This is a genomic window from Algoriphagus sp. AK58 (genome assembly GCF_014324365.1).
Lineage (GTDB): Bacteria > Bacteroidota > Bacteroidia > Cytophagales > Cyclobacteriaceae > Algoriphagus.
The window spans coordinates 48,116-73,535 of record NZ_QEIG01000018.1; the positions used below are offsets into that span (position 1 = coordinate 48,116).

A 25,420-nucleotide genomic window follows, 5' to 3' on the forward strand; every position below is an offset into this window, starting at 1 on the left:
TTTGGGACCATTTTAATGGCTCCAAATTACCAAAATAAGCCCGTCAATAAGCCAACCAACCTCCATCTGCAACTAAAACCTCTCCATTGACAAAGGAGGAGTCATCTGAAGCGAGGAACAAAGCGACTTTCGCGATCTCATCCGATTCTCCCATTCTTGGCATTGATCCCGCCCCACTGCTGCAAAGCGCTGCTCCTTCGGGATCCGGTTGGGCATCGCGCATGATGTTGGTATGGACACCTCCTGGAGCGATCACATTACATCGGATGCCCTTTTTGGCATACATGAAACCAATGTTTTTACTCATTCCTATTAAAGCATGCTTCGAAGTGGTGTAAGCTAAACCAGCCCTTGAGCCAGACACCCCTCCGATTGAAGCAATATTGATAATGACACCTTTCCCCTGTTGCAGCATTTGGGTAATTGCCAATCGGCTGGCGTAGAAAGGGCCATTTACATTCACTGCCATGACTTTTTCCCAAAGCTGGTCTGTCACTTTTTCCAAAGGCATGAAATTGTCCATAATCCCGGCATTGTTGACCAAAATATCCAAACTACCAAACTCATGGATTGCCCCATGCACCATTCGCTTCACTTGATCTTCATCTGAAACATCACATTTCAAACCCAGGGCATGACCTCCTGCATGACGGATCTGATCTGCTACTTCCTCTGCGTCAGCTGAGTTGAGATCGGTAACGACTACTTTAGCTCCTTCTTGAGCAAAAAGCAATGCGATGGCTTTTCCCATTCCTGAGGCTGCCCCGGTGACGATGGCGACTTTATTTTCAAGCTTTTTCATAGATGCTATCTTTTTAGTGTTCTTTTTACTGTTTTTGGTTGTCTGGTTATCCTGTTATGATTTTTTCAGATTTCTTAAAAATCAAATGGATGCCTCATCCACTAAATCATTCACTTTTTAATACTCGGAATACTGCAAACTGAGACTGCCAACTGATCACTTCCTCTCTGCTTCCACCATATTCTCAATCCCTTTCAGGAGAGCATCGGCATTGAAGGAAATGCTATTGATTCCCTGCGCGATGAGAAACTTGGCAAACTCCGGCCTATCACTCGGCGCCTGTCCACAAAGCCCGATTTTTTTACCCTTGGCCTTCGCTACCCGTATCACTTCAGAAATCATCCACTTGACAGATGGATTGTTTTCGTCAAACCATTCGCCCAATACTTCCGAATCCCGATCTACACCTAAGGTAAGTTGAGTCAAGTCATTCGACCCAATAGAGAATCCGTCGAATAGTTCAGCAAATTCCTCTGCCTGAATCACATTGGAAGGAATCTCGGCCATGACATAAATTTCCAAGCCATTTTCCGCTTTCTTCAAACCCAGCGAAGCCATCAAATCCAGAACTTTTTTGCCTTCTTCGGGTGTCCGACAGAACGGAATCATGATTTTCAAATTATCCAATCCCATTTCTTCCCTTACTCGCTTCACCGCGTCACATTCCAAAGCAAATCCTTCCCGATACCGCTCGTGGTAATAGCGGGAAGCCCCTCTGAAACCAAGCATGGGATTTTCTTCCTTCTCCTCAAATTGCTTTCCTCCTATCAGATTGGCGTACTCATTGGACTTGAAGTCACTCATTCTAAGAATGACCTCTTTGGGATAAAAAGCTGCTGCAATGGTCGCTACTGCCTGGGTAAGTTTGTCCACGAAGTATTCTTTTTTATCTGAATAGCCCTGGCAGAGCGACTCGATCAGTGTCTTTTCCTCCTGATTTTCCAACTGATCAAAATGAACCAAAGCCATAGGGTGAATCCGAATGCTCTTGTTGATCACAAATTCCATCCGCATGAGTCCAACTCCTTGATTCGGAAAAAAGGACAGATCAAAGGCCTTCTCCGGATCCGCCAGGATAAACATCGGCTTAGTTTTAGGTAGCTTCATCCCGCGGAAATTGTGTTGAGTTTCTTTCCACTTAAGATTGCCTCTAAAAACTTTTCCCATCTTTCCCGAAGCATTGTCGATGGTGACCAAATCGCCTGTTTTTAGGGTTTCCAATGCATTTTCTGCCCCCACGATCGCTAAAGCCCCTACTTCCCGAGCTACGATAGCCGCATGGCTGGTTCTTCCGCCCTTAGCCGTGATGATCGCAGCAGCCTTCTTCATGATAGGATCCCAGTCGGGATTCGTAATTTCTGTCAGTAATATTTCCCCCTCTTCCAACAGATCTGCCTCTGCCGGAGAATGCAGAATTTTCACTTTTCCAGATGTAATCCCATTTCCTATGGCAAAACCTGATACGAGAAGCTCTCCATTTTCAATCAATGAAAATTCTCTTAACAAATAGGCGTCTTTTTCAGAATGAACCGTTTCCGGTCGGGCTTGGACAATGTATAAACTGCCATCCAACCCATCTTTAGCCCACTCAATATCCATGGGCATTTTGTAATGCTTTTCAATTTGTAAAGCCCATTTGCCCAAGGTTTCAATTTCAAGATCATTCAAAACAAATTCCCGCTGTTTTGCCGGATCTGTATCCAAATTGATCACCCCACCGGATTCGGAGTACACCATTGTTTTTGTCTTGGAACCGGCTTTTTTAGAGATAATGGCTTTTTTGCCTTTTTCGAGGGAAGGCTTAAAAACCAAAAACTCATCCGGAATCACGGCTCCTTGGACGATATTTTCTCCCAAACCCCAGCAACCGGTGATCAAAATGGCATCTTGAAAACCCGTCTCAGGCTCGATGGTAAAAATCACTCCACTACTTGCCAAGTCGGCCCTGACCATAGCCTGCACTCCCACCGAAAGTGCAATGACATGCTTATCAAATCCTTTGTCATGCCGATATTTTATTGCCCGGGCATTGTACAAAGAAGCAAAACAAGCCTTCACCTTTTCTAGAAGAGCTTCCTCCCCACGGATATTCAAAAAAGAATCATGCTGTCCCGCAAAACTCGCTCCAGGCAAATCCTCCGCTGTAGCACTGCTTCGTACGGCCACATCAAGTTCTCGACCTGCCTCTTCGCAAAGCTCTCGGTAGGCAGTGAGTACCTCAGAAACCAGCGACTCGGGAATTTTCCCAAGGAGTATTCTTTCTTTGATGGTCTGGGACACTTCCCTAAGATTGGAAAATTGAGCTTGGTCCAATTCTGCCAAGCAATCCAAGATAAATTTCTCAAGCCCGTTTTCAGCAAGAAAAAGACGATAAGCATCAGCTGTGACTGCAAAACCATTTGGAATATGAATCCCCAGCGGATTGAGCTGCTGGAACATTTCTCCGAGGGACGCGTTTTTTCCACCGACCTTTCCCACATCCTGAATTCCCAAGCGGTCAAAAGCAATAATCAAGTCGTTCATGTCGCTTCTTTTAGTCTTCTTAAACCTAATCAGAAGGGCATAGAATAACCCTGATAAAAGTCAGTTGATGGCCATATTTCCCACTTTCGAACAACCTCAGGATTTTTTTGTTAGCTTCACAAACCAAAACCCAAATCCAACAAATCATGAAAAACACCAAACTCTTTTTCTTAGCCTTTGCGCTGTTTATCACCTCCTCTTTTGCCGCTTTTGCACAGCTTCAGCAGCCTGCATTGAGCCCGGCCGCTTTCGTTTCCCAAAATGTCGGCTTCACCAAAATCAGCATAGACTACTCCTCACCGGCTGTGAAGGGTCGTAAAATCTTCGGTGAAATCGAAAAATACGGAGTTACCTGGAGAGCGGGTGCCAATGCACAAACTGTAATCGAATTCAGTACAGGAGTAAGCGTAGGCGGCAAAAACTTGAGAGCTGGAAAATATTCCATCTTCATGACTCCAACTGAGTCTGGAGATTGGACTGTACACCTCAACAGCAAAGCAGCTTCCGTATTTTCTTACATGAAAGACGGTAAAATCGACGAAGAAGCTCTTGCCAAAGACGATGCGGTTTCATTCAAAGCAACCACAGAAAGAGGTGGAAATACCGAGCGCTTGCAGTATCACATCTCTGCCAACGACAACAAAACTGCCATCATCACCATGGCGTGGGAAGGCGTAAAAGTTTCTTTCCCTGTTGACACTCAAGTAAACCAGAAAATGGAGCAGTTTAAGACTCAATTCTAAGCTCCAAAGCCTTTTCTGAACCAGGACTTACAAACCTCAAAACCTGTCTCCAACACCGAGACAGGTTTTTTTATGCTTTTTAACTCAGTAATTCTTTAACTTTCGAAACAACCTACTCCCCATAGCTCATGAATTCTCCCATCATTTCTGCAGAAGATCTGAAGACCATTTTAGGAAGAAAAGGCTTAATCCTGGTAGATGCCCGCAATAGCCCCAATCCTAAGCAAACTTTTGCCCAAGGACATCTCAAGGGAGCAAGATTTGTAGACCCGAATGAAGATTTAGCCGATATCAAGGAAAATTTAGCCATTGGAGGAAGACACCCTCTTCCAGAAGTGAGCGATTTTTGCGTAGTCTTGGGTCGATTGGGAATTACACCGGAAAGCCATGTCGTGGTCTATGATGATCAAAATGGCGCCAATGCAGCAGCTCGGATGTGGTGGATGCTGAGGGCATTGGGACATGAAAATGTCCAGGTACTCGAAGGTGGATTTCAAGCAGGTGTCGCTGCCGGAATCCCGACCTCATCCGCAGCGGATCAGGGAGAAGAAACCATGCCCTATCCTGCCTCAGGCTGGAATCTGGGGATAGCTTCTATGGAGGAAGTGGAAGCAGTGGCTTGGGATAAAAACCATCTGGTGATCGATGTAAGATCTTCCGAACGCTATCGAGGAGAACAAGAGCCCATTGACTTGATCGCAGGGCATATTCCAGGAGCAGTCAATATGCCACTGACAGAAAACATGGATAAGGAAGGCAAATTCCTCTCTCCTGAAGAAATCAAAGCCCGATACCTTCCATTGATGGGTGAGCTGCCCAATGAAAATATCATCATTCACTGCGGGTCTGGAGTTTCAGCCTGCCACACGCTATTAGCCATGGATTATGCAGGTCTGGGCATTCCAAAACTTTACGTGGGATCTTGGAGTGAATGGAGCAGAAATGACAAACCCATCGGTAAGTCTTTAGGCTAAAATCGGGTGGAAAAATCTGTAAAAAAAAGAATCCAGACTCCTTACGAAGAAAGACTTAACGCTCTTTCTCATGCATTTGGGTTGATTTTTGGCATCTTCGGAATTCCATTTTTGATCCAAAAAAGTCTGCTTCAAGTTGACTACCTCCATCTGATTGGAACACTAACCTTCAGTTTGGGATTGCTGATGGTGTATGGCTTTTCGACCGCCTATCATGCTGCCAAGAATCCCAAGAAAAAGGCCAGATTTCAGATCATGGATCATGTGTCCATCTATTTTTTGATTGCGGGTTCGTACACGCCTATGATTTTGGCAATTCTGAAAATACAAACAGCCATTCTCTTTCTAAGCATCATTTGGGGTTCGGTGCTGGTAGGGACGTTTTTCAAGCTTTTTTTCACCGGAAAATTCAAAACTCTTTCGGTCATTATTTACCTAACTATGGGCTGGTTAGCTGTCTTTTTTATCTGGGATTTGATAGAAAAAATCTCTTGGGACACGCTGGTCTGGATTGGTTTGGGCGGTCTAAGCTATACCATAGGAGTGTACTTTTATGTAAAAAGCGAAAGGCTTTACTACCACACCATTTGGCATTTGTTTGTGCTTGGAGGTACGGCTGCGCATTATGTGGCGGTGTATCAACTGGTATCATAAAAACCCCATCTCCCAAAATATTCTTTTTGGAAAAAGAAATTCTAGCTCTCCATTTATCACAACTTTATCGAGGTTTCAGAAGCATTTTTTATCTTCAACTGAACCCATTAACCTCACTATGACTGCACTTTCGCCCAACCCGACTCAGCGATTGGTTTCGCTGGATGTTTACCGCGGATTGACCATGTTTTTGTTGGTAGCCGAGGCTTCCTTGGTCTATGATGCTTTGCTGGAGCTTTTTCCCGAGGGACATTCACTCCATCCTTTTTTTCTTCAATTTACCCATCATGAGTGGAACGGGCTTCGGTTTTGGGATTTGATCCAGCCTTTCTTCATGTTTATCGTGGGAGTGGCGATGCCTTTTTCGCTAAACAAAAGATTAGCCCTTGCTGAGGATCGAAGCAAAGTGACCCTGCATATTTTGAAACGCTGTTTGATTCTGTTCCTTTTTGGAACAGGTCTGCACTGCGTGTATTCAGGAAAGATGGTCTTTGAACTTTGGAATGTATTGACTCAGCTTTCCTTCACCATTTTGGTCACCTACCTCCTCTTGACCAAAGGGTGGAAGGTGCAGCTTGGAGTTTCCTTGGGACTATTGGCTTTGACCGAAATTCTCTACCGAACCTACAATCCAGAAGTTCCATTCGAGCACGGTACCAACTTTGGCAACTATACGGACCAGCTCCTGATGGGCAAAATCAATAAGGGAGGATGGGTGGCCATCAATGCGATCCCAACAGCTGCACATACCATTTGGGGGCCATTTGCGGTAATTTGTTGCTTTCGGCCAAGCCTGCTTCTGAAAAAATCAAAACCTTTATTTTGGCCGGATTGGCTGGATTGGTGATTGGATACGGGTTGGATTTGACTGGAATCACCCCAATTATCAAGCGAATCAGTACGGTTTCCTTTGTATTTGCCTCTGGCGGATGGGCCTTGTTGGCATTAGCGCTGTTCTTTTGGTGGGTAGATGTGAAAAATCGCCGAAAAGGCATTTTCCCGTTTTTAATTGTGGGCATGAACTCGATTTTCATTTACCTATTTGCAGAAATGCTGGGAAGATGGATGAATAAAACGGTCGGAATTTTCACTGGAGGAGTCTTTGGCTGGATGGGATTCGGGGAACACGGACTGTTCCTGATTGCTTCCCTTGGTGCCTTGATTGCGATGTGGGGACTATGCTATTTTCTGTACAGAAAAGGGATTTTCTTTAGGATTTAGGGAGTGGCGATTTCAGGATTCGTTTGAAAAAATGTAGTCATCACACTTTTTCAAATGAAAAAATGTAAAACTCAAGACTTTTTCAAACGAATATATGTAAAACAAACCCTCCTAGGGATCAAAACACTTGGAGGGTTGAATACTTACTTTCCAAAACTTCCCGAATCCACATCCTTGATAAACTGGATCACTCCCGGGAAAAAGTGCTCCGGATCGTCGTATTGGCTCAAATGACTACCGTTGGGACAAAGCAAAAATCGGCCATTGGCTACTTGTTTGGACATCCATTCCATATGTTTGGGGTCCATGGTATCGTGAGTTGCACCGACCACCAAGGTAGGCACTGTAATATTCTTCAACTGATCTTTAATGTTCCAACCTTTCAAACTGGCTCCAGGAGTAATGCCAAACTCACTGTAACCTTGCATAAATACATATACATTGGGATTGACTTGAGACATCATTCGGTTGATCTCCTCGGGCCATTCACCAGGAGGCATTCGGAGTACATGCTGGGGATAATGATGCTCGCCTAGCAGCTCCATGTAGCGGGGATTCTCAAAATCACCTTTACGCTCGATCTCCATCACTTCAGCAAAAACCTCTTTAGGCATCTGTGGCCCGAGAACTTCCTTGGCATATTTTTCATACTCATCGAGGCTAGACATCATGTTGCAAATGATCAGGCCTTTAAGCTTGTCCTGATGCTTCAGCGCATACTCCATACTTAACATTCCACCCCAAGACTGTCCAAGTAGGTAAAAATTATCCTTATTCAATCCCAAAGCAGTTCTGACTTGCTCGACTTCATCCACAAATCGCTCGATCGTCCAAAGTGTGGAATCCTCCGGCTGATCAGAATGTGCCGAACCCAACTGATCATACCAAATAAATTCAATCCCTTCCTGAGGAAAAAAGTTCTTGAAATTGGCGTATTGCTCATAAGTCATGCCCGGTCCTCCGTGGAGAAGCAGCACTTTCCTGGTGGGATTATCGCCTACACGCTTGGTAAACACCTTGAATTCACCTTTCGGAGTCTGAATCGGAATCATCTGCACTCCTTCCTCCAGAACCACAGCTGTGGAGTCGGACTGAACCTCTTCCGTTTGGGTTTGGGATTGACAGGAAAAAAGCATTCCAGCCGCTGCGATAAACAAGTAATACAGTTTGTTCATGGTCTCTTCGTTTTTAGGATTAGGTCAAATTAGGAGAAAGAAAGATGGGATTCAAGCTTCTTTTTTTGAGTTGCCTTATCCAAAAAGAAAAAACCCAAACCTTTCGATTTGGGCCTTTAGCTTTCTTTTTTCAAACTTTATCCTTTCACACCTTTTCTACCCACTGCACTCCGGTATCTTTCCAAGCTCGGTCACGGGCGGAATCCAACACCGCTTCGCAAACTTTTTGGGTTTCAAAAGCATCTCTGAAAGTCGGATGGCAGGGTTCTCCAGACTGAAGGCTGTAAAAAAAGTCTGCTACCTGATGGATAAAGGAATGTTCATATCCTATTGAAGTCCCTGGGATCCACCAACGATTCATGTATGGATGATCTCCGTCGGTGATGTGAATAGATCTCCAGCCTCTAACCTTACCTTCGTCACTGTGGTCAAAATATTCCAATCGATTCATGTCATGCAAATCCCAACGGATAGAGGCGTGCTCACCATTAATTTCCAGAGTGTAAAGCGCTTTATGACCACGGGCGTATCGGGTGGCTTCGAAAAGTCCCAGAGAACCATTATCGAAATGACAATGGAAGATACAAGCATCGTCGATTCCTACCGCCTGCTTCTGACCTGTTCCTTGGTGAACGCGCTCTTTCACAAAAGTCTCTGTCACTGCCGATACGTCCTTAATCCCCCCATTGATCCACATCGCAGTGTCGATGCAGTGCGCAAGCAAGTCGCCGGTCACACCAGAACCTGCCGCATCCACATCCAATCTCCAAAGTGCATCACCTCCTTGAGGAAGATCCGGATTGATGGTCCAGTCCTGGAGGAAGTTTGCTCGGTAGTGGAAAATCTTGCCCAACTTGCCGGATGCCACGATGTTTTTAGCCAAAGTTACAGCTGGCACCCGGCGGTAATTATACCAAACCGTATTTTGAACTCCAGCTTCTTCCACAGCCTTCACCATTCCCTCTGCTTCAGCCACAGTCCTTGCCAAAGGTTTTTCACAAAGGATCATTTTACCTGCTTTGGCTGCGGCAATGGCGATTTCGGCATGGGTATCATTTGGAGTACAGATATCCACGGCATCGATATCGTCACGCTCGATGATTCTTCTCCAGTCAGTTTCGTAGGATGCATATCCCCAACGCTCCATAAACGCTTTCGCATTGGATTCTCTTCTGGAGCAGCAGGCCTGTAGTACAGGTACATATTCGTATTCCGGGAAAAAGTCAGCCAAACGCTTATACCCATTCGTATGAATTCGGCCCATCAGTCCCGTACCGATTAAGCCTACTCGGATTTGTTTTTTATTGCTCATAATTGAAAGATTTAATATTGAAAGAACTTGTCCGCCGTGGCAGATAAGAAAATTTTAAGATTGTTAAGGAATCAAAAACTCTTAGGCAGAAGACAGGTTTAGAGTGGTTTAAATCCAGAGAATCAAATTCATTCTCAACTCTAATTTTGATCTCGTAAATCATAAATCTGAATTCGTAAATCGACTTAGCTTTCTGCCTTCAAACTTCAGATTTACCATCCATGTGCTTCCCTCACTTTGACCATGGCGGCGAGGATGTCATTCCAAGTATGCTGCTTTTCCATGACTGCATTGGGGAACATACATCCATCCCAGCAAATGTGAGTCATGGCTTTGGTCAGGTTACCATTTCCATCTCTCAGCCAGTAGCCTGCATCATGTGCGATATCCAATAATCCATTTGGATCGGTTGCTTGGCAGTGACGGCCGGTCTTATCGTGTGATCCAGAACCAAACACGGATCCGTCATTTTGAGCCACGTGAAAGTCTATGGTCCAAGGCCGAAGGGCGTCTGTTACGGTTTTCAAGGCCGCTTTGATGACCTCTCTATCCTTCAAATCCGCATCTGCAGGAAGAATACGATGCTCGGGAGCATTATAGCCCATGGTGTAAAGGAAGGTATGGGACATATCTGCCTGGAATCCCACATTTTTTCGATCCGTCATTTCCAACAATTCGACCATGTGTTTCCAGCTGTGCATGCCACCCCAGCAAATTTCTCCTTCGGCGGCAAGTCTTTCACCAAATCCTGCAGCCACATCAGCAGCTTCCTGAAAGGTTTTAGCGATAAGTTTGGAATTTCCAACCGGATCTTTTGCCCAGTCGGATACTCCGGCAGCGGAATCGATTCGGACGATCCCGTATTCTCGAACGCCCAATTCCTTCAGTTTTTGTCCGAATTCGCAGGATTTGCGAACCATCTCGACAAAGGTCTTTCGCTGATCGGCTGTACCCATCGCCGAACCTGCCCAGATTGGAGCTACCAGAGACCCTACTTTCAAATTGTGCTTGGCAACTTTATCGGCAAGTCTCTTGGGTTCATCAGGATCATCCAGATTGAAGTGTGGCTCAAGTAAACCTACATCGATTCCATCAAATTTGACTCCGTTGACTTCGGCAGCGGCAGTCATGTAAAGAAGCGTATCAAAGGGAATGACCGGCTCAGAATCCGGCCCTTTTCCTACTAAGCCAGGCCAAGTGGCATTGTGGAGTTTCGGGAAATTGTTCATGGTTATGTTGAGTTTATTGTTGAATAGTTGAGTTAAAATTTGTCCGATGTCCGTTGTCGGATGACCGATGAAAACATGCTGAAAGACAGGAGACCGAAGACGGAAGACCGAAATGTACCAGCATCAACCATCTTTTCCGAATCTTAGGTCTAGCGTCTTATGTCTCATGTCTAGTATCTCGCTTCTTGTCTCTAGCTTCTTGATTCTCAGCCAACCACCAAATCCGGATTTCTTGGTCCAAAGTGCTTTAGCATCACAATCGGGTCAGTTTTGGACAGATTGGTGATCTTCACACCGGCTTTAGCAGCATCTTCTGACACAAAATATTCGTCATGAGTCAATTGACCAAAGCGGATCAAAGCAGGCGTCTCGATATCCCACACACCCATTTTGCCATAGCCCTGCATCATGATCATTCCATAAGCAGCGGCATCTTTGATTACCACGGTTTGACCGGGAAATACAGTCAGCTCCTTAGCGCTGTAGTCATGTGAACGGTAGCAAATCCAGTTTTCATGATAGCCGGCAGCATTCATTTCCGCGACAGCATGGACTGGTTTTGGCTCCATGTAGTGATTATCCATTAAGTTCGGATTCACATTCAGATCCCAATCGATCATTTCTACCAGCAATTCATAGTCACCCCAGCGGTTTTTCGGAGTGGCATTCCAAAGCAATTCTTCCGGGATAATCGCTTCGTTGACCAATGACTGATACATCGCGAAAATATCAGAGGCCTTTTGAGGCTCGTAAGTACAAAGCGATCCCGGAGCATGTAGCATTCCCGGAGGCACATCCCAACCTGTACCCGGCTGAAGTCGGAAGGCTTGGGAGTAATTGGTGATTTTGTTATCGCCTTTGGTGAAGTTTTTCAGGCAATCCAAGATCGTATCCTTGCTGGTGCCTGGAGCGATTCCAAAGAAGGTGTAAGGAAAGTCTCCTCCATGATTATTCACTTGAGGAGGAAAATAGTAGGCCTCTGGTTTTCCGTTTTGGTTGGTCAACTTGCCAAATTCATCCGATGGGTGAATGTGGTGAGGAAGTGGCCCCATGTTGTCAAAAAACTTGGAATACATCGGCCAAGACTTGTACTGATCCCAAAGTCTACTTCCGATAATTGCAGCACCCAACTCGTCGATCGCATCTTTTAGTAGAAATAATTCGGTCTTCTTGCCGTCTTCATAGGCTATGTGACTGAGACCTTCATTTTTGGATGTCAGGGGACCATTTTGGGCAGGAGTGGTGGATGAAAACCATCGCTCATCTATTCCTCCACGCATACCCCCAAAGGAATAATAATCATCCGGATGCAGCTTGATTCTTCTTCCTGGCACGCAGAAGGACCGGGGAACCCAAGTTGGAGTCAATCTTAAAATACCTTCGCCCTGCTCCAGGGCCTTTTTTGCTAAACTCATCGTATTGGTTATTAAGTTATTGAGTTATTTTTTTTTCGATGTTCGTAATTCAGAGTTCGACATTCAATATTTAGAAAGTTCGATGTTCAGTGTTCAAGGTTTCTATTCTAGAAAAGGTCGTCAATCGTAAACCGTAAATCCTCTCGCTTTTTCCCCTGTCAGCACTTCCAAAAGCAAATCATACGTTCTGCTTTCTCCGGGTTCCAAAAGAATCAAGGTTCCATTTTCCCGGGATGCCGCCTGACCTATCGGCGGATGAGTGGCCGGTTCGAGGGCCGTCACATATTCATTTTTACCCCAATGCTGCCAGTTGATCAGCCAAGGCATTTGAATTTTGGAAAAGGTAATTTTAAGTGCTAAACCCAGGCTATCATTGGCATACCCACAGATCACCTGATCATTGGCATTTGCTTTTGGGTCGATAAACGCCACATCCTCTCCAAAACCTGCATGCTCTTCCAATGGTGGTGCACAACGGGTAAACTCATATTCCCGATTGAACTCGGTATTGTTGGCGTCGGTAGGCTTTGGCTTTTTATCACCCTTCCAAACAATCCTTGTTCCGTCATCGATCAAAGGCCAGCCACAATTGATATGATACAAAATCATGTGAGGTGCATGTGCATTTCCACGATTGGTCACAGTGTCTTTGATTCGGATTTCGGCTGATCCGATTTTTCCTGAAATGCTGCGGTGCATCTCCAGACTTGGTCCAAACGTAGTGGTTTCCCTGACTTTGGCCACAATCTCAAAACTCAAATCTCCTGTAAAAATATCAGGCTGCTTGATGGAGATCAGTTCGGCTGGAGTATTGGAATAGTTGCCGTGAAGTCCTCTTGAGCCACCTGCATCAGTATTTGGTGGGCCTGCATTGGAAAGGCCACAGGTCGTCAGAAGCCCTCCGCCAAAGGTTCTCAGCCAGTCAATTCCCTGATTGGAAAAAGGCTGCGGAGCGGTAAGACCAGCATGAGAAATCCAAGCCAGGCTGCTTTCATTAAAGAAGGCATCCAAAATATCCATGCCTCTATCCAGCACCAGTTTGTACCGGAGACCAGTTCCGGTATTGACCCAGGCGATGCGAACTCCGCGACCGGGACCATTGTCCACAATGGAGGTTTCGATTCCGCCGAGTTGATGGGAATTGGAGAGTTTATCTTTCCAGTTTGCTGGATTTTCGAGGTTCATTTTGGGTTGATCAAAGAATGAGTAACCTATAAAAAAGCCCTTCGGAGACTATCCTGCCCTATGTGGGTACCCCAAAAAAGCTTGGCTTTAAGTTAAAGAAAAGGGGAAATAGAATTTTGCCATTGGTAAAAAAGAGAAGAAAAAAGTGGTATAAAAACGAAAAGGCGCCAAATTGATTTAGCGCCTTTTAGCCTTTACGGCAAACTACTATAACTTTTTGAGTTGAATGTTTTTAAACATGACTTTCATAGGAGGCCCAACGTGCACCTGGAATCCCATCAAGCCTTTCAACATACGATTTTTGCTGTCTTCGTCATGGACTTCACTCATCAAGGTTCCGTTGACATAATGCTTCATGACATTTCCTTTAGCCACAATGTGGATGGTATTCCAATCCCCCTTTTTGATCAGATTTCCCAACTCTGCACGATCTCCAAGTTCCTCCACCAAGTTTAGCCCTTTCCAGGCATTTCGCTCCACAAATCCACGAACTTCAGAAATGGAATCAGGCTGCGAAGTAATTTTTGTTTTCTGACCTCGGTAAGCCAAGGTAGTTCGCTTTCGCTCTTCATAATTCTGCCCGGTATAGCGATTGGCTCCATCGATATCGGCCTGATACCCTCGAAGGGCATAAGGAACCTCCGTAAATCGGTCACTGCGGTATTGTACGCCAGAATTGCCGGATTCCGAAATCCAATAATCCACCTTTAGTTCGAAATCCCCCAACTCTCCCCCTTTCCAGATGATGAAGGTATTGTTTTTCAACACCGTTTCAGGCGTGATTTCACCGACTATGGCGCCATCTTTTACAGACCAATAGACAGGATCATATTCCCAACCCTCCAGACTTTTACCATCGAAAATTGATTTAAAATCAGCTTGAAGGCCCGAATTTTCCTCAACCTTTTCTGTCGGAGTCTGACAAGTCCAGTTGACCCAGGCAACCGCAGCCAATGCGGCTACGGTGACCAAGGATTTATGTGAAAAGAAAGCTATCATTTCTGAGCAGTAGGTTGCTTGTACACCGCATGATCCGGATTTCCACCTGAGATCAAGTAGGCCATCAGGTCTTTGAGTTCTTCCTCATTCAGTCGATTAATCAAACCGGGCATCATGATGGACACATCCGCATTTTTCTTCAGCACCACGGTGTTTTTAGGGACTGTTTTGATTTCATTTGGAGCAAAAGGATTCTGAGAGATGTAGTAGTTCTGCGCATCTTCATCATTGAGTTTGCCGACAATAGAGCCACCGGCTTTCAATTCAAGTACTGTAGCATGATACTGATCTGAGATGGTTTCGCTTGGATTGATAGTCGCTACCAAGATGTCTTTTGGAGAGAATCGGGTACCCAATTGGGTCAAGTCAGGACCAATTGCTCCGCCTTCACCCTGCATGGTATGGCAGGACTGGCAAAGAACTGCGGCATACATGGCCTTACCTTTTACCAAATCACGACCAACCAAATTGGCCATCAAAGGTTCCGCTTCTTCTACAGTCCAGCGACGGCCTGGGCCTTCTGGCTGAACGCCTGTATTTGCGATATCATTCCCGCTGGCAGTAAGCAATTTACCACCGGACATTTCATCATACTTTTCAAAATCAGCTTTGTCCACTGAGGCCAAAGCCATTTTTCTGGCACGATCCAGGAAGCCCACATAACTTCTTCCACCTTTGTAGGCGGTGAGCGCATGATTGATCCACTTAAAGTATTCCTCACGCTGAGCAGCAGTCCAGCCTTTGTCAGCTCCACCCAATACGGTAGCATAGAAAGTCGCTTGTGCGGGGGGTACATTTGCCAGCATATTGGCGATGTCCAATCCGTACTGTGGATTTCTGAAAATCAAATCTGAAGAAGAAGTAAAGGTCTTCTGGTAATCAGGATCATCCTTGGCTGTCTTGAGGAGCGCCAAGGTCTTTTCTACCGCTGATGGAGCATCCAAATGAACCATTAAAATCGAAAGAGATCGATCCAGCATGTTGTCATTAGCCGGATAGTTTGGATCCAAATACGCGATCAATTGCTGCTTGACCGGCTCGGCTCCTTTGTCGTAGCGATAGAGAATCACTTCAATCGTTCTCAGAATATCTTGTTTGTCTTTGGCAGAAAGCGCCTTATAATCAATCTGCATCAAACTGTTGAGCATGGATGCAGCATCCGCATCGGTAGCATGGTGAGCTAGCGCCAAAATTGCATGAATCTTCTTGGTCGGATCAGTTTCGGCAATTGCTTTTGCTTTCCAAGAAGCCACCGGCTGATGTTCCAAAACGATACGTGCAGCATACTGTACATATCGATCCGCATGTCCAAGCTGAGCCCAAGCTTTCTCCAAGCCCTCTGCAGGCGCTCCCGCTTTGTGATACTGCTCCAGCTCTCTTCTTAGTTTTGCTTCCTGAGGAAGATCAGCTTCTGTCAAAGGCACATGGGTATCCAATTCACCTTTGTAATAAACTCTATAGAGGTCAGACTCCAATCTACGTCCTCCGGTAGCAAAATACATGGCACCGTCAGGCCCGATAATTCCATCTGTCAAGGGAAGTGGAGAACCGGAAATAAACTCTTCCGCGGTAGCATCATAAGTCGCTCCGTTTGGAGTCAGGTGAATGGCATAAATAATCCCAAAGCTCCAGTCAAAGGCATAAAGTGCTTTTTTGTATTTGCTAGGGAAATTGGCTTTGAAGCCAAACATCGCGTTGGTCGGTGAACCTTGCCCGATATTGAGTACGGCTGGTAAGTTGTCCGGATAGTTGGGAGACCACTTGGAATTACCTGTTCTCCAACCAAATTCCGAACCACTTGTTGCGTGATTGATCCGGGTTGGACGATACCAAGGCATCCCGAAATCCCATTCCATATCGGCATCGTAGGCAAAAATGTCTCCTACTTCATTGTAGTCGAAATCAAAAGCATTTCTGAAACCTGCTGAGATCAACTCCCACTCTTTTCCTTCCGGATCGATACGGGCTATCCATCCTCCCGGAGCCATACGATCATTGGCATGTCCTCTCGGATCTTTGATAAGAGGGAACAGATTGTCTTCATTCCATACTCTTGGGAGACGGTAATGATTCATTTCCGGTACATCCACGTGGTTACCCGCGATCAGGTAAATCCCTTTGCCGTCTGGAGTCACTTTCATAGAATGCGGGCCGTGCTCACCCTGCTGACCTTTGAGTTCGCGGATTTGAGTGATGGTTTCAAACTGGTCATCTCCGTCCAAATCCTGGATTCTGTAAAGGCCTGTAGGCTGACTGAATCGCTCATTCGGGTTATGGTTCACCATCACATACAGGGAGTTGAAGGCATAGAGCAAGCCTTGGGCATAACCCATCCCAACCAGTGAATCAGGAACATTTCCTACGATGAGTTTCTCTACTTTTGGCTTTACTGTAGAGTCAGAACCAATCGGAGGCAATTCCAATCGATACAAAAAACCATACTGATCTGAGGTGATCATTCGGCCTTTGTCATCAAAGGTCATGGCCACCCATGAGCCCTGATCATTTTCTCCCGGGCTATAAAGCAACTCAGCCACAAAGCCGTCAGGAAGTTTTAGCTTATCAATTTTTGGGTTTCCGGTTAGCTGCCGGACCTCTTCTTTTTTGGCACAGGCTAACAAAACCGCCACGGCCAAACCAAAGAAGAGTAGATTTTTTAAAGTGCTTTTGAGGAACATATTATTTTGGATTTAAAGCTTTTCAAGGAATTCTATTTCACACACTTGAAGATCATAAATAATTGGTGGTACAGAAAACCACTCATGAAGGCTATTTACTTTTTGTCAAGAAATTAACTGTCCTGCTATTTCGGGTATGGTCAAAAAATAACCCAACACCTTCACTTTTTCGCAAAAGGAGATGTCGGGCTATTTGAATTAAGAAAACCAACTTAGAAATGAGGACTCAAATCTGACTCGACTGCCGGATAGGCATAGAATTTATCCAGATTTGTAAAAACGTTAGGTCTTGGGACTGCACCCGGAATTGGCGGAAAATAGTAGTCCAATGGATTGGCTACGATACGCTGTCCATAAGGAACGATAATTTCCTGAATCCGATCTGTCCTGATAATATCAAACCATCTTTTGTTTTCGAATGCGAGCTCTACTCTTCTTTCTTTGAAAATCGCCTCACGAACATTCGCTTGACCTGCAGCAGTAGAAGCAGGCAATCCTGCACGGGATCTAACTTGGTTCAAAAACCCTAGAGCCTCGCTTGTTTTTCCTTGCTCATTTTGGGCCTCAGCCATTAAGAGTAGGACCTCAGCATACCGATACACCGGCCAATTCACCCCATGATTATTATGCTGTGCATGATTATCTTGAAACTTTTTGATAATTGGGGTGATCTTATTCGTCCCCGGTCTACCAGATACAGTTATATACATAATGGAGGCATCTTTGCGCAAATCACCCGGCTCATATGCTGCAATGATATCCGGTGTTGGGATATTATTTCCCTGACCATCCAATGGCTGAGGATTGGTAGTATTGAATAAAGCTCTCACTTCTGGTACCGTAAGCGGGTAGGGTAAATGCTGGTAAAGGAATGTACCCTGGAGACCATCTGCTCCCTCACGGAACTGAATTTCAAATACCGATTCAATATTATTCTTATTGGTGGAATTCTTAGGAAAAGCCATAGCATAAGATGGCATCAGTGCATATTGTCCTGAGGAAATCACTGGGGCCAACACCTGCTCTGCATCAGACCATCGTTTGCGATAGATAAATACATCTCCCAACAAGGTTCTTGCCGCTCCCTGGGTAACTCTGCCTGCCTCCTGTTGAGACTTTTGGGGAAGCAAAGGCACCGCTTCGGTCAGATCTTTAATGATTTGGTCAAATACCGCTGCTTCTTCAGACAAGGGAAGGGCAGCTCCATCCCTTCCAGACACAGGGGTAAGGTGAAGGGGAACTTTGCCGAAATAGCGAACTAAGTGGAAATAAGAGAATGCTCTAAGAAACAAAGCTTGACCTTTCAGATTGTTTTTGGAGTCCTGATTAAACTGAACGCCATCAATCAAAGCCAACACTTGATTGGCACGTGAAATAATCAAATAAAGTCCACGCCAAGCTCCTAAGACGTTTGTATTGGGAGTGGTCCCGTTACTTACAGGCACTGAAAAATCGGCAAGATTCTCAGCGTTTTCTACCGCACCGAAGAGTACGTTTCGCATGTAAAAGGTGTTGTCCGAGTGCAATTCCCCCAATAGCCATGCAGGACCATTGTAATAGGCTCGGAGCGGGGCATAGGTGGCGTTTACCGCCTGCACAAAGTCCTTTTCTGTCTTAAAGAAAGTAGCCGAACTCAATTGAGTCTCAGGTACTACTGTAAGAAAATCCTCACAGCTGGTGAATGTCATCAGCAGGACAAGAAATATGATGCTATATTTTTTCATTTTAGTTCAGTTTAGGATTTAATCAACTACCTAAGTGGCTTTGATCAGAAATTGATATTGGCTCCAAAAGTGATCGTCCGAGGTACTGGATATGGCCCCAAATCAACCCCAGGGCTTAGATTTCCACCGTCTCCCTGACCATTTCCTTGCATACTAACTTCAGGATTTTGTCCCCCCCAATAGTTGGTAAATACCCATACGTTTTGAGCAGATGCATAAAGTCTGGCTGACTTTATTGCTTTTGGAAGCTTCGTGAAGGTATATCCTAAAGTGATGTTACGAATGGTGAAGAAAGATGCATCCCATACGAAATTGCTGTTTGGCCAATCACGTTCTACACCAGTCACGTTTCCACCACCCACTGTGGTACCAAAAATGCCTTCACCCGGATTTTCAGGAGATCTAAAACGATCCTTAGCTCTTCTCACCATATTGAATACCCCATCCAAATTGGCCAAGGAATATAGGTGTCTCATGTATAGATCCTGTCCTTGAGAACCAGAACCAATAATGCTCATATCCCAATTTTTCCAATTGAAATTGTTGGTGATACCATAGATGAAATCAGGGAAAGGATTTCCGATGATGGTTCGGTCATCCCGGTCACCTCCAAACGTAATTCTTCCATCCCCATTGATATCTGCCAGCTTGATACTACCCACAGTAGATCTTCCTGGAATAATAGGAGAATTGGCTAGATCTTCCGCATTGGCATAATTCCCCAACTTTTTGAGTCCATAGAATTGTCCAAAAGGCTTCCCCACTTGAGTGATGTGAAAGGAACCGTATACTCTGTCTATCCCTTCTGCTAATTCCAGAACCTTATTTCTGTTAAAGGAAAGGTTGGCATTGATAGTCCATTTGAATGCTCCTGTGGTGGGAACGGCATTGACGGCAAATTCATGACCCCAGAATTTGATCTCACCGATGTTGTCATTGAAGTTGGTAAAACCTGATTCCTGAGGGATCTGTACCGCATAAAGGAGGTTGGTCGTGTTCTTAACGAAATAGTCGTAAGTGAATGAAATTCTGTCATCCAAAAATCCAAGATCAAATCCTGCATCCAATTGAGCAGTCGTTTCCCATCCCAAGTTTGGATTGTCCAAGGAAGTAATTGCCGCACCCGGAGAAAGAGTATTTCCAAAGACTACGTTTACTGTATTATTGACCAAGGCATATTGGGTATAGTTACCGATATTATTGTTACCGGTGATACCATAACTTGATCGGATTTTCGCAAATGAAATGGTACTGTTACCTTTCAAAAACTCCTCGTCAGACAGGACCCATCCGGCTGAAGCGGAAGGGAATACACCCCATCTATTCTGAGAACCGAATCGGGAAGAACCATCCCCTCGAATCGATGCCGTGAAGAGATATTTTTGTTTAAAGTTGTATGTTAATCTGGAGAAGATTGAGGTAAGAGTCCATTCCTGAACTTGACTAGTGGTACCTCCTCTGTTGATGTTGATCGCACCTTGAATAGTAGGAAGGCGATCATCTGCATAGGTATCAGCCTGAATTCTTGTTCCATCTCTTCTAAACTGCTGATTTGAAAAACCCGCCAGGATCTCAAAATTGTGATCATTGATCGAATTTCTATACGTAGCAATATTTTCGTTTAGCCAAGTAAAATCCGTAAGGTTCTCTCTGACCGAAACTGCCACTGTCGGAATTGCCTGATTGATTGCAGAAGTCGCCGTAGAAGGGTTGAAAGTGAAGAAATTAGAATTGAAGATTTCCGTATTGAACGTCGACTTAAGAGACAATCCTTTAATAGGTCTCCATTCCACATAGGTATTGGCTAACACGTTTAAACTTTTCGTCTCATTGGTGATTTCCTGTGCAGATCTCACCCAGTTTGGATAGGCGAAGATATTACCTGTATTTGCAGGGAATCTATTGAAAAGAGTCAATTCACCTGATTCATCATAGATAGGCATGACTGGCCAGGTATGCAGTGCATTGAAAATAATACCTGTACCTCTATCCCCATCCGTTCTTGGCACATTGTCAATCACATAGTTTGGCGCAACATTCACTCCGATGTTTACCTTATCAGAAAGTTGGTAATCGGTATTCATACGAAGTGAAAATCTTTTGTAATCGGTATTCACTACCACCCCTTTTTGATCGAATACACCGGCCACAACTGCTGTATTGACTCTTTCCTTGTTGGAAGTCAGTGTCAGGTTGTAGGAAGAAATGGGTGCCGTTTGAAGCAAAGCATCATACCAATCGTTGTTTTTATCTCGATAGATAGATGGATTCTGGAACACTTCAGGTACTGCCTGGTTGGCATCTTCATAGTATTCCTTCTTAAACTGAGCAAATTCTTCCGCATTCATCATCTCCAGTCTGCCCCTTTGAGGAACCTCCTGAAAACCGGTAAACACGTTCAAATTCACATTGGTCTGTCCTGCTTTTCCTTTTTTAGTAGTGATCAAGACCACACCGTTTGCAGCACGGGAACCATACAAAGAGGTGGAAGCGGCATCTTTTAAGACTGAGATATCTTCAATTTCATCCGGGTTGATTTGGTTGATATTACCGGAAATAGGAAAACCATCCACAACATACAGAGGCTCACTACCTCCGGATACGGAAAGCTGACCCCGGATTCTCACTGTCATCCCACGGCCAGGCTGACCGGTAGTCTGGTTGATCTGAACCCCCGCCAATCTACCCTGAAGCTTTTGGGCGACTGTAGATACAGGCATGTCTCTCAATTGAGAGCCAGAAACCGTAGCAACCGCACCGGTTACTTCCTTTTTGATCTGACTACCATAACCTACTACGACGACTTCTGAAAGATCAGATGTAGAATAGGCTAAAGTGATATTGACGGTGGTTTGTCCAGCAACCACAGGCACTTCTTTGGTATTATAACCTACAAAGCTGACTACAAGAACTTCACCGGGAGCAGCCTCAATGGTAAACGAACCATCGATGTCAGTGACAGTCCCTTTTTGTGTGCCTTTGATCAAAACCAATGCACCCGGAATGGGCTCTTTATCAGGATCTGATGTCACAACCCCTCGCACGGATTGGGTTTGACCCATACTTGCTATGCTGAAACATAGCATAAATAACAAAAGCCCAATAATCCGGACTTTAATCTTAGATAGATAGTGGTTATTCATATTGGTGGGTTTAAGTAATTGAATAATTTCCGATTCAATATCCTTAATCCCAGCCCCTACTCTATCCTGTTGAATCCTGTTTAAAACTCAGAATATCAGTCACTAAAAAGCAGGATAGAGCAGGATACTTCCGGCAATCCAATTATGGCAATAATTCAAAAAAGTAATCTATGTCTTTAAATAATTTTACTATAAAATCAGGATAGAACAGGATGCTATAAAGCTTATTTTTACTTGATATTTTATGCTTTTGTCTTCAGATAATTATATCTATAAGAATAGATACAAATAATTGAAATTTGGTTTTAAACTATCTAATATTAGCTCCAAATATTCTCCAGACATATGATCCATTATTTAAACCCTAAATGGCTATTTATTTTTGTCAGCTTACTTATTTTCTCTAGCTGCACCCCAGACAAAACCCTCGAACTCCGCAAAAACTCCAGTATTGCACTAGTCGGAAACAATCTTGGTTCCAGGATGATGGAATATGGCCTCTTCGAGACCGAAATGCATCTCCGGTATCCAGACAGCACTTTGTTCATAAGGAACCTTTGCGATCCGGGAGACACTCCAGGCTTCCGTCCCCGATCGGCCTCCAAGGATCCTTGGGCTTTTCCCGGTGCGGAGGAGTTTCAGGATGAATACGCCACTTATTCCGATTCTCAGGGATTTTTGGAAAAGCCTGACCAATGGCTGACACGACTCAAGGCAGACATCGTGGTGGGATTTTTTGGATTCAATGAATCCTTTCAGGGAAAAGAAAAACTCCAAAACTTCAAAGATGAACTCGAGGCTTGGGTCATTCACTCCAAAGCCCAACAGTACAACGGCAAATCCGCTCCTCAAGTAGCCCTGGTTTCGCCCATTGCTTTTGAAGATCTCAGCGATGTCAAAGATGTGCCGGATGGAAAAAAGGAAAACGAAATCCTGAAACTCTACACCGAAGCCATGGCCGAAGTAGCCAAAAAGCATGAGTTGGTTTTTGTCAATGCTTTTGAGCCAAGTCAAAAATGGTATGCAGACAGTGAGGAACCACTGACGATTGATGGCACTCAGCTGAATGAAGCCGGCTACGCCAAACTTGCCGAGTTACTTGCTGACAAGCTTTTTGGTAAAGCCGAACGAAAAGCCGAAGCAAACCGTGACCTCATTCACCAAGCCGTAATGGAGAAAAACTGGTTTTGGCACAATGACTATAAAATCCCCAACGGTGTACACGTCTACGGCCGCCGATACGATCCTTTTGGCCCGGACAATTATCCCTTTGAGATCGAAAAAATCCGACAGATGACTGCCATACGGGATACGGCCATCTGGGAAGCCAACCTTGGAAAAGTAAAAGATCTAGCCGCCGCAGATGCCAAAACCCGCACCTTGCCGGAAGTGAAAACAAATTACAACCCCGAAGCCAATGGCAGCCTAGAATATAAATACGGAGAGGATGCGCTGAAAACCATCAAAGTACCCGAAGGATACAAAATCGAACTTTTCGCTTCAGAAAAGGAATTCCCAGACCTGGCCAACCCCGTCCAACTTTCCTTTGATAACAAGGGCCGTCTTTGGGTAGCCACGATGCCAAGCTATCCGCATTACAAACCAGGTGATCCTCGTCCTCAGGACAAATTGATCATTCTCGAAGATACTGATGGAGACGGAAAAGCCGACAAGCAAACCACCTTTGCCGATGACCTCCACATTCCTGTTGGATTTGAAATCGCCGCTGAGGGAGTCTATGTATCCCAAAGCCCAAATCTGATCCTTCTCGAAGACACCAATGGAGACGACAAGGCAGATAAAAAGACAATCCTGCTTTCCGGTTTTGACGATCATGATACCCACCATGCCATTTCTGCCTTCACTACTGATGAAAGTGGGGCTATTTATATGGCCGAGGGTGTCTTTTTGCATACAAACGTAGAAACTTCTTATGGTCCTGTAAGAGGAACCAACGGAGGATTTTACCGCTACGAACCCAAACGCCACAAGCTGGAGCGGGTCAATCAGGTAAGTATTCCCAATCCTTGGGGGATCGCTTTTGATGACTGGGGGCAAAACTTCTATGCGGAAACCTCCGGTCCCAATGTCAACTGGATGCTTCCTGGTTCTACGCTGCCCCGATATGGTAATTCCAACTTCAAAGGACCGAATCTGATCGAAAAGGACCACATGGTGAGACCGACCTCAGGATTGGAATTTATTTCGAGCAGACATTTCCCGGATGACATCCAAGGCGATTTGATCATCAACAATACCATCGGCTTCTTGGGGACTAAGCAGCACCGTATGATCGAGGATACGGTAGGCTTTACCTCCAAATGGAGGCAGGATTTGATCGTTTCTTCAGACCGAAATTTCCGCCCGGTGGACATGGAAATCGCTCCGGATGGATCGCTCTACATCGTGGACTGGCACAATATCCTGATCGGACACATGCAGCACAATGCCCGTGATCCACTGCGAGACCATGTACATGGACGGATTTACCGATTGACCTATCCTTCCCGACCTTTGGTTACTCCAGCGAAAATCGACGGAGCAAGCATCCCCGAATTGTTGGAGAATTTGAAACTTCCTGAATACCGATCCAGATACCGCAGCCGACGCGAACTGAGAGGCAGAGATGCTGCCGAGGTAAGCACTGCGGTGGAAAAGTGGGTAGCCGGATTGGACAAAAACGACCCGAGATACGAGCATCACCGACTCGAAGCGCTTTGGGTGACCTGGGGTGCAAACAAGGTAAATCAAAGCCTGCTGAAAGACTTGTTGAAATCAAGCGATTACCGAGTGCGGGCGGCTGCCACTCGGGTAGTCCGATATACGGGGCACCAAGTCAAGGATCAAGCAGAATTACTGATGGCCTCCGCCAAAGATCCACATGGAAGAGTACGTATGGAGGCCATCGCCGCGGCTTCTTGGCTGCCTAGAGAAATCGGCACGCCTATCTTGGCAGAAGCTGATAAGCAGGCTAAGGATGCTATTTGGATTCCTCGAACCCTGGAAACTGCCGTCGCACACATCAATGGGCTGTCCGTACAACAGAAAAAAGAGGAAGATATCAAATCTTCATTGACGGGTTCGGATCGAGAACTGTTTGTCCTTGGTAAAGAAATCTATGCCCGAGAAGGCTTTTGTGGCACCTGTCATCAGATGGACGGAGGAGGCTTGACTGCTTCCCAATTCCCTCCACTGCGCGGGACTCCTTGGGTCACGGGAAGCCCTGAGCGATTGATCAAAGTAGTATTGAAAGGTCTTTTAGGCCCGATCGAAGTAGCTGGCAGGGAGTATCCCGGACAGGTACCGATGACTCCGTACGAAGGCATGCTCAACGATACCGAAATAGCCGCCGTCTTGACCTATGTCAGGAATTCCTTTGGCAACCAAGCCTCACCTATTTCTCCAGATTTAGTGAAAAAAGTGAGGGTTGAGGTCAAAGACAAAGAAGGCTTCTGGAACCCGGCGGAATTGCTGAAGATGCATCCAATGGAGAAATAGGATTTCGGATTTGTTCGAAATTCGATATTCGACGTTCGTTATTCGTTATTCGTCTTTATTGAGTGATTGGTGGCATGGTTTTTTAGATCATTCCACCAATACTTGTTTTAGGGAACCCATTATAAATTCAGATTTGAGGTTCCTA

17 protein-coding genes are annotated in these 25,420 nt (G+C 45.2%); 6 read left to right on the forward strand and 11 right to left on the reverse strand.

From position 1 onward, the window contains the following. Positions 1-43: 43 nt before the first annotated feature. Both DDT91_RS15695 and ppsA read right to left on the reverse strand, forming a co-directional pair. The gene (locus DDT91_RS15695) at positions 44-802 is read right to left on the reverse strand and encodes a glucose 1-dehydrogenase (RefSeq protein ID WP_187177146.1); all 759 of its coding nucleotides are present in this window, start codon (positions 800-802) and stop codon (positions 44-46) included. A gap of 156 nt (positions 803-958) precedes the next feature. Then, entirely contained in the window at positions 959-3,325 is a 2,367-nt protein-coding gene (gene ppsA, locus DDT91_RS15700; RefSeq protein WP_187177147.1) for a phosphoenolpyruvate synthase, read from the reverse strand. 146 nt (positions 3,326-3,471) lie between these two features. Here ppsA and DDT91_RS15705 point away from each other — a divergent pair, with 146 nt between their 5' ends. The 5 genes from DDT91_RS15705 (at position 3,472) to DDT91_RS20700 (ending at position 6,917) form a co-directional block, all read left to right on the forward strand. After that, the gene (locus DDT91_RS15705; protein WP_187177148.1) at positions 3,472-4,068 is read left to right on the forward strand and encodes a DUF2911 domain-containing protein; all 597 of its coding nucleotides are present in this window, start codon (positions 3,472-3,474) and stop codon (positions 4,066-4,068) included. A gap of 128 nt (positions 4,069-4,196) precedes the next feature. Further along, positions 4,197-5,042, forward strand: a complete 846-nt coding sequence (locus DDT91_RS15710) for a sulfurtransferase (protein ID WP_187177149.1) — start codon at positions 4,197-4,199, stop codon at positions 5,040-5,042. Between the two features lie 6 nt (positions 5,043-5,048). Then, positions 5,049-5,696 carry a hemolysin III family protein gene (locus DDT91_RS15715; RefSeq protein ID WP_187177150.1) on the forward strand — a complete coding sequence of 216 codons (648 nt, stop codon included), beginning with the start codon at positions 5,049-5,051 and terminating at the stop codon, positions 5,694-5,696. 118 nt (positions 5,697-5,814) lie between these two features. Further along, complete coding sequence (locus DDT91_RS15720; protein WP_255502146.1) at positions 5,815-6,543, forward strand: DUF5009 domain-containing protein; 729 nt, start codon at positions 5,815-5,817, stop codon at positions 6,541-6,543. Beyond that, positions 6,519-6,917 (forward strand): hypothetical protein, encoded by a 399-nt coding sequence (locus tag DDT91_RS20700; protein WP_255502147.1) that lies wholly within the window; start codon positions 6,519-6,521, stop codon positions 6,915-6,917. Before DDT91_RS15720 ends, DDT91_RS20700 begins: the two co-directional genes overlap by 25 nt. A 143-nt stretch (positions 6,918-7,060) precedes the next feature. Here the strand turns inward: DDT91_RS20700 and DDT91_RS15725 are convergent, their stop codons facing one another. The 9 genes from DDT91_RS15725 to DDT91_RS15765 form a co-directional block, all read right to left on the reverse strand. Further along, the gene (locus DDT91_RS15725) at positions 7,061-8,092 is read right to left on the reverse strand and encodes a proline iminopeptidase-family hydrolase (RefSeq protein WP_187177151.1); all 1,032 of its coding nucleotides are present in this window, start codon (positions 8,090-8,092) and stop codon (positions 7,061-7,063) included. A gap of 145 nt (positions 8,093-8,237) precedes the next feature. Beyond that, a complete protein-coding gene (locus DDT91_RS15730; RefSeq protein ID WP_187177152.1) occupies positions 8,238-9,404 on the reverse strand; it encodes a Gfo/Idh/MocA family protein in 1,167 nt (388 codons plus the stop codon). Between the two features lie 212 nt (positions 9,405-9,616). Then, positions 9,617-10,639: a TIM barrel protein gene (locus DDT91_RS15735; RefSeq protein WP_187177315.1), complete on the reverse strand. Its 1,023-nt coding sequence runs from the start codon at positions 10,637-10,639 to the stop codon at positions 9,617-9,619. Positions 10,640-10,839: 200 nt separating this feature from the next. Further along, complete coding sequence (locus DDT91_RS15740) at positions 10,840-12,048, reverse strand: hypothetical protein (RefSeq protein ID WP_187177153.1); 1,209 nt, start codon at positions 12,046-12,048, stop codon at positions 10,840-10,842. A 120-nt stretch (positions 12,049-12,168) separates the two neighbouring features. Then, the gene (locus DDT91_RS15745) at positions 12,169-13,233 is read right to left on the reverse strand and encodes an aldose 1-epimerase family protein (RefSeq protein ID WP_187177154.1); all 1,065 of its coding nucleotides are present in this window, start codon (positions 13,231-13,233) and stop codon (positions 12,169-12,171) included. 207 nt (positions 13,234-13,440) lie between these two features. Beyond that, positions 13,441-14,232, reverse strand: coding sequence for a DUF1080 domain-containing protein (locus DDT91_RS15750; protein WP_187177155.1), 792 nt, complete (start codon positions 14,230-14,232; stop codon positions 13,441-13,443). Further along, positions 14,229-16,910, reverse strand: a complete 2,682-nt coding sequence (locus DDT91_RS15755; protein WP_187177156.1) for a c-type cytochrome — start codon at positions 16,908-16,910, stop codon at positions 14,229-14,231. The genes DDT91_RS15750 and DDT91_RS15755 overlap by 4 nt, the downstream gene beginning before the upstream one ends. Positions 16,911-17,122: 212 nt before the next feature. Next, positions 17,123-18,634, reverse strand: a complete 1,512-nt coding sequence (locus DDT91_RS15760; RefSeq protein ID WP_187177157.1) for a RagB/SusD family nutrient uptake outer membrane protein — start codon at positions 18,632-18,634, stop codon at positions 17,123-17,125. Positions 18,635-18,678: 44 nt separating this feature from the next. Continuing rightward, positions 18,679-21,777, reverse strand: a complete 3,099-nt coding sequence (locus DDT91_RS15765; protein ID WP_187177158.1) for a TonB-dependent receptor — start codon at positions 21,775-21,777, stop codon at positions 18,679-18,681. Between the two features lie 345 nt (positions 21,778-22,122). Between DDT91_RS15765 and DDT91_RS15770 the strand changes: the two genes are divergently transcribed. Beyond that, the gene (locus tag DDT91_RS15770) at positions 22,123-25,275 is read left to right on the forward strand and encodes a PVC-type heme-binding CxxCH protein (RefSeq protein WP_187177159.1); all 3,153 of its coding nucleotides are present in this window, start codon (positions 22,123-22,125) and stop codon (positions 25,273-25,275) included. Positions 25,276-25,420 lie beyond the last annotated feature (145 nt).

Excerpts from the sequence above, each read along its gene's own strand:
- DDT91_RS15750 (WP_187177155.1), bottom strand. The coding sequence starts at position 14,232 with ATGATAGCTTTCTTTTCACATAAATCCTTGGTCACCGTAGCCGCATTG.
- DDT91_RS15730 (WP_187177152.1), bottom strand. The coding sequence starts at position 9,404 with ATGAGCAATAAAAAACAAATCCGAGTAGGCTTAATCGGTACGGGACTG.
- DDT91_RS15755 (WP_187177156.1), bottom strand. The coding sequence starts at position 16,910 with ATGTTCCTCAAAAGCACTTTAAAAAATCTACTCTTCTTTGGTTTGGCC.
- DDT91_RS15695 (WP_187177146.1), bottom strand. The coding sequence starts at position 802 with ATGAAAAAGCTTGAAAATAAAGTCGCCATCGTCACCGGGGCAGCCTCA.
- DDT91_RS15710 (WP_187177149.1), top strand. The coding sequence starts at position 4,197 with ATGAATTCTCCCATCATTTCTGCAGAAGATCTGAAGACCATTTTAGGA.
- DDT91_RS15720 (WP_255502146.1), top strand. The coding sequence starts at position 5,815 with ATGACTGCACTTTCGCCCAACCCGACTCAGCGATTGGTTTCGCTGGAT.
- DDT91_RS15740 (WP_187177153.1), bottom strand. The coding sequence starts at position 12,048 with ATGAGTTTAGCAAAAAAGGCCCTGGAGCAGGGCGAAGGTATTTTAAGA.
- DDT91_RS15745 (WP_187177154.1), bottom strand. The coding sequence starts at position 13,233 with ATGAACCTCGAAAATCCAGCAAACTGGAAAGATAAACTCTCCAATTCC.
- DDT91_RS15725 (WP_187177151.1), bottom strand. The coding sequence starts at position 8,092 with ATGAACAAACTGTATTACTTGTTTATCGCAGCGGCTGGAATGCTTTTT.
- DDT91_RS15705 (WP_187177148.1), top strand. The coding sequence starts at position 3,472 with ATGAAAAACACCAAACTCTTTTTCTTAGCCTTTGCGCTGTTTATCACC.
- DDT91_RS15765 (WP_187177158.1), bottom strand. The coding sequence starts at position 21,777 with ATGAATAACCACTATCTATCTAAGATTAAAGTCCGGATTATTGGGCTT.
- DDT91_RS15770 (WP_187177159.1), top strand. The coding sequence starts at position 22,123 with ATGATCCATTATTTAAACCCTAAATGGCTATTTATTTTTGTCAGCTTA.
- ppsA (WP_187177147.1), bottom strand. The coding sequence starts at position 3,325 with ATGAACGACTTGATTATTGCTTTTGACCGCTTGGGAATTCAGGATGTG.
- DDT91_RS15760 (WP_187177157.1), bottom strand. The coding sequence starts at position 18,634 with ATGAAAAAATATAGCATCATATTTCTTGTCCTGCTGATGACATTCACC.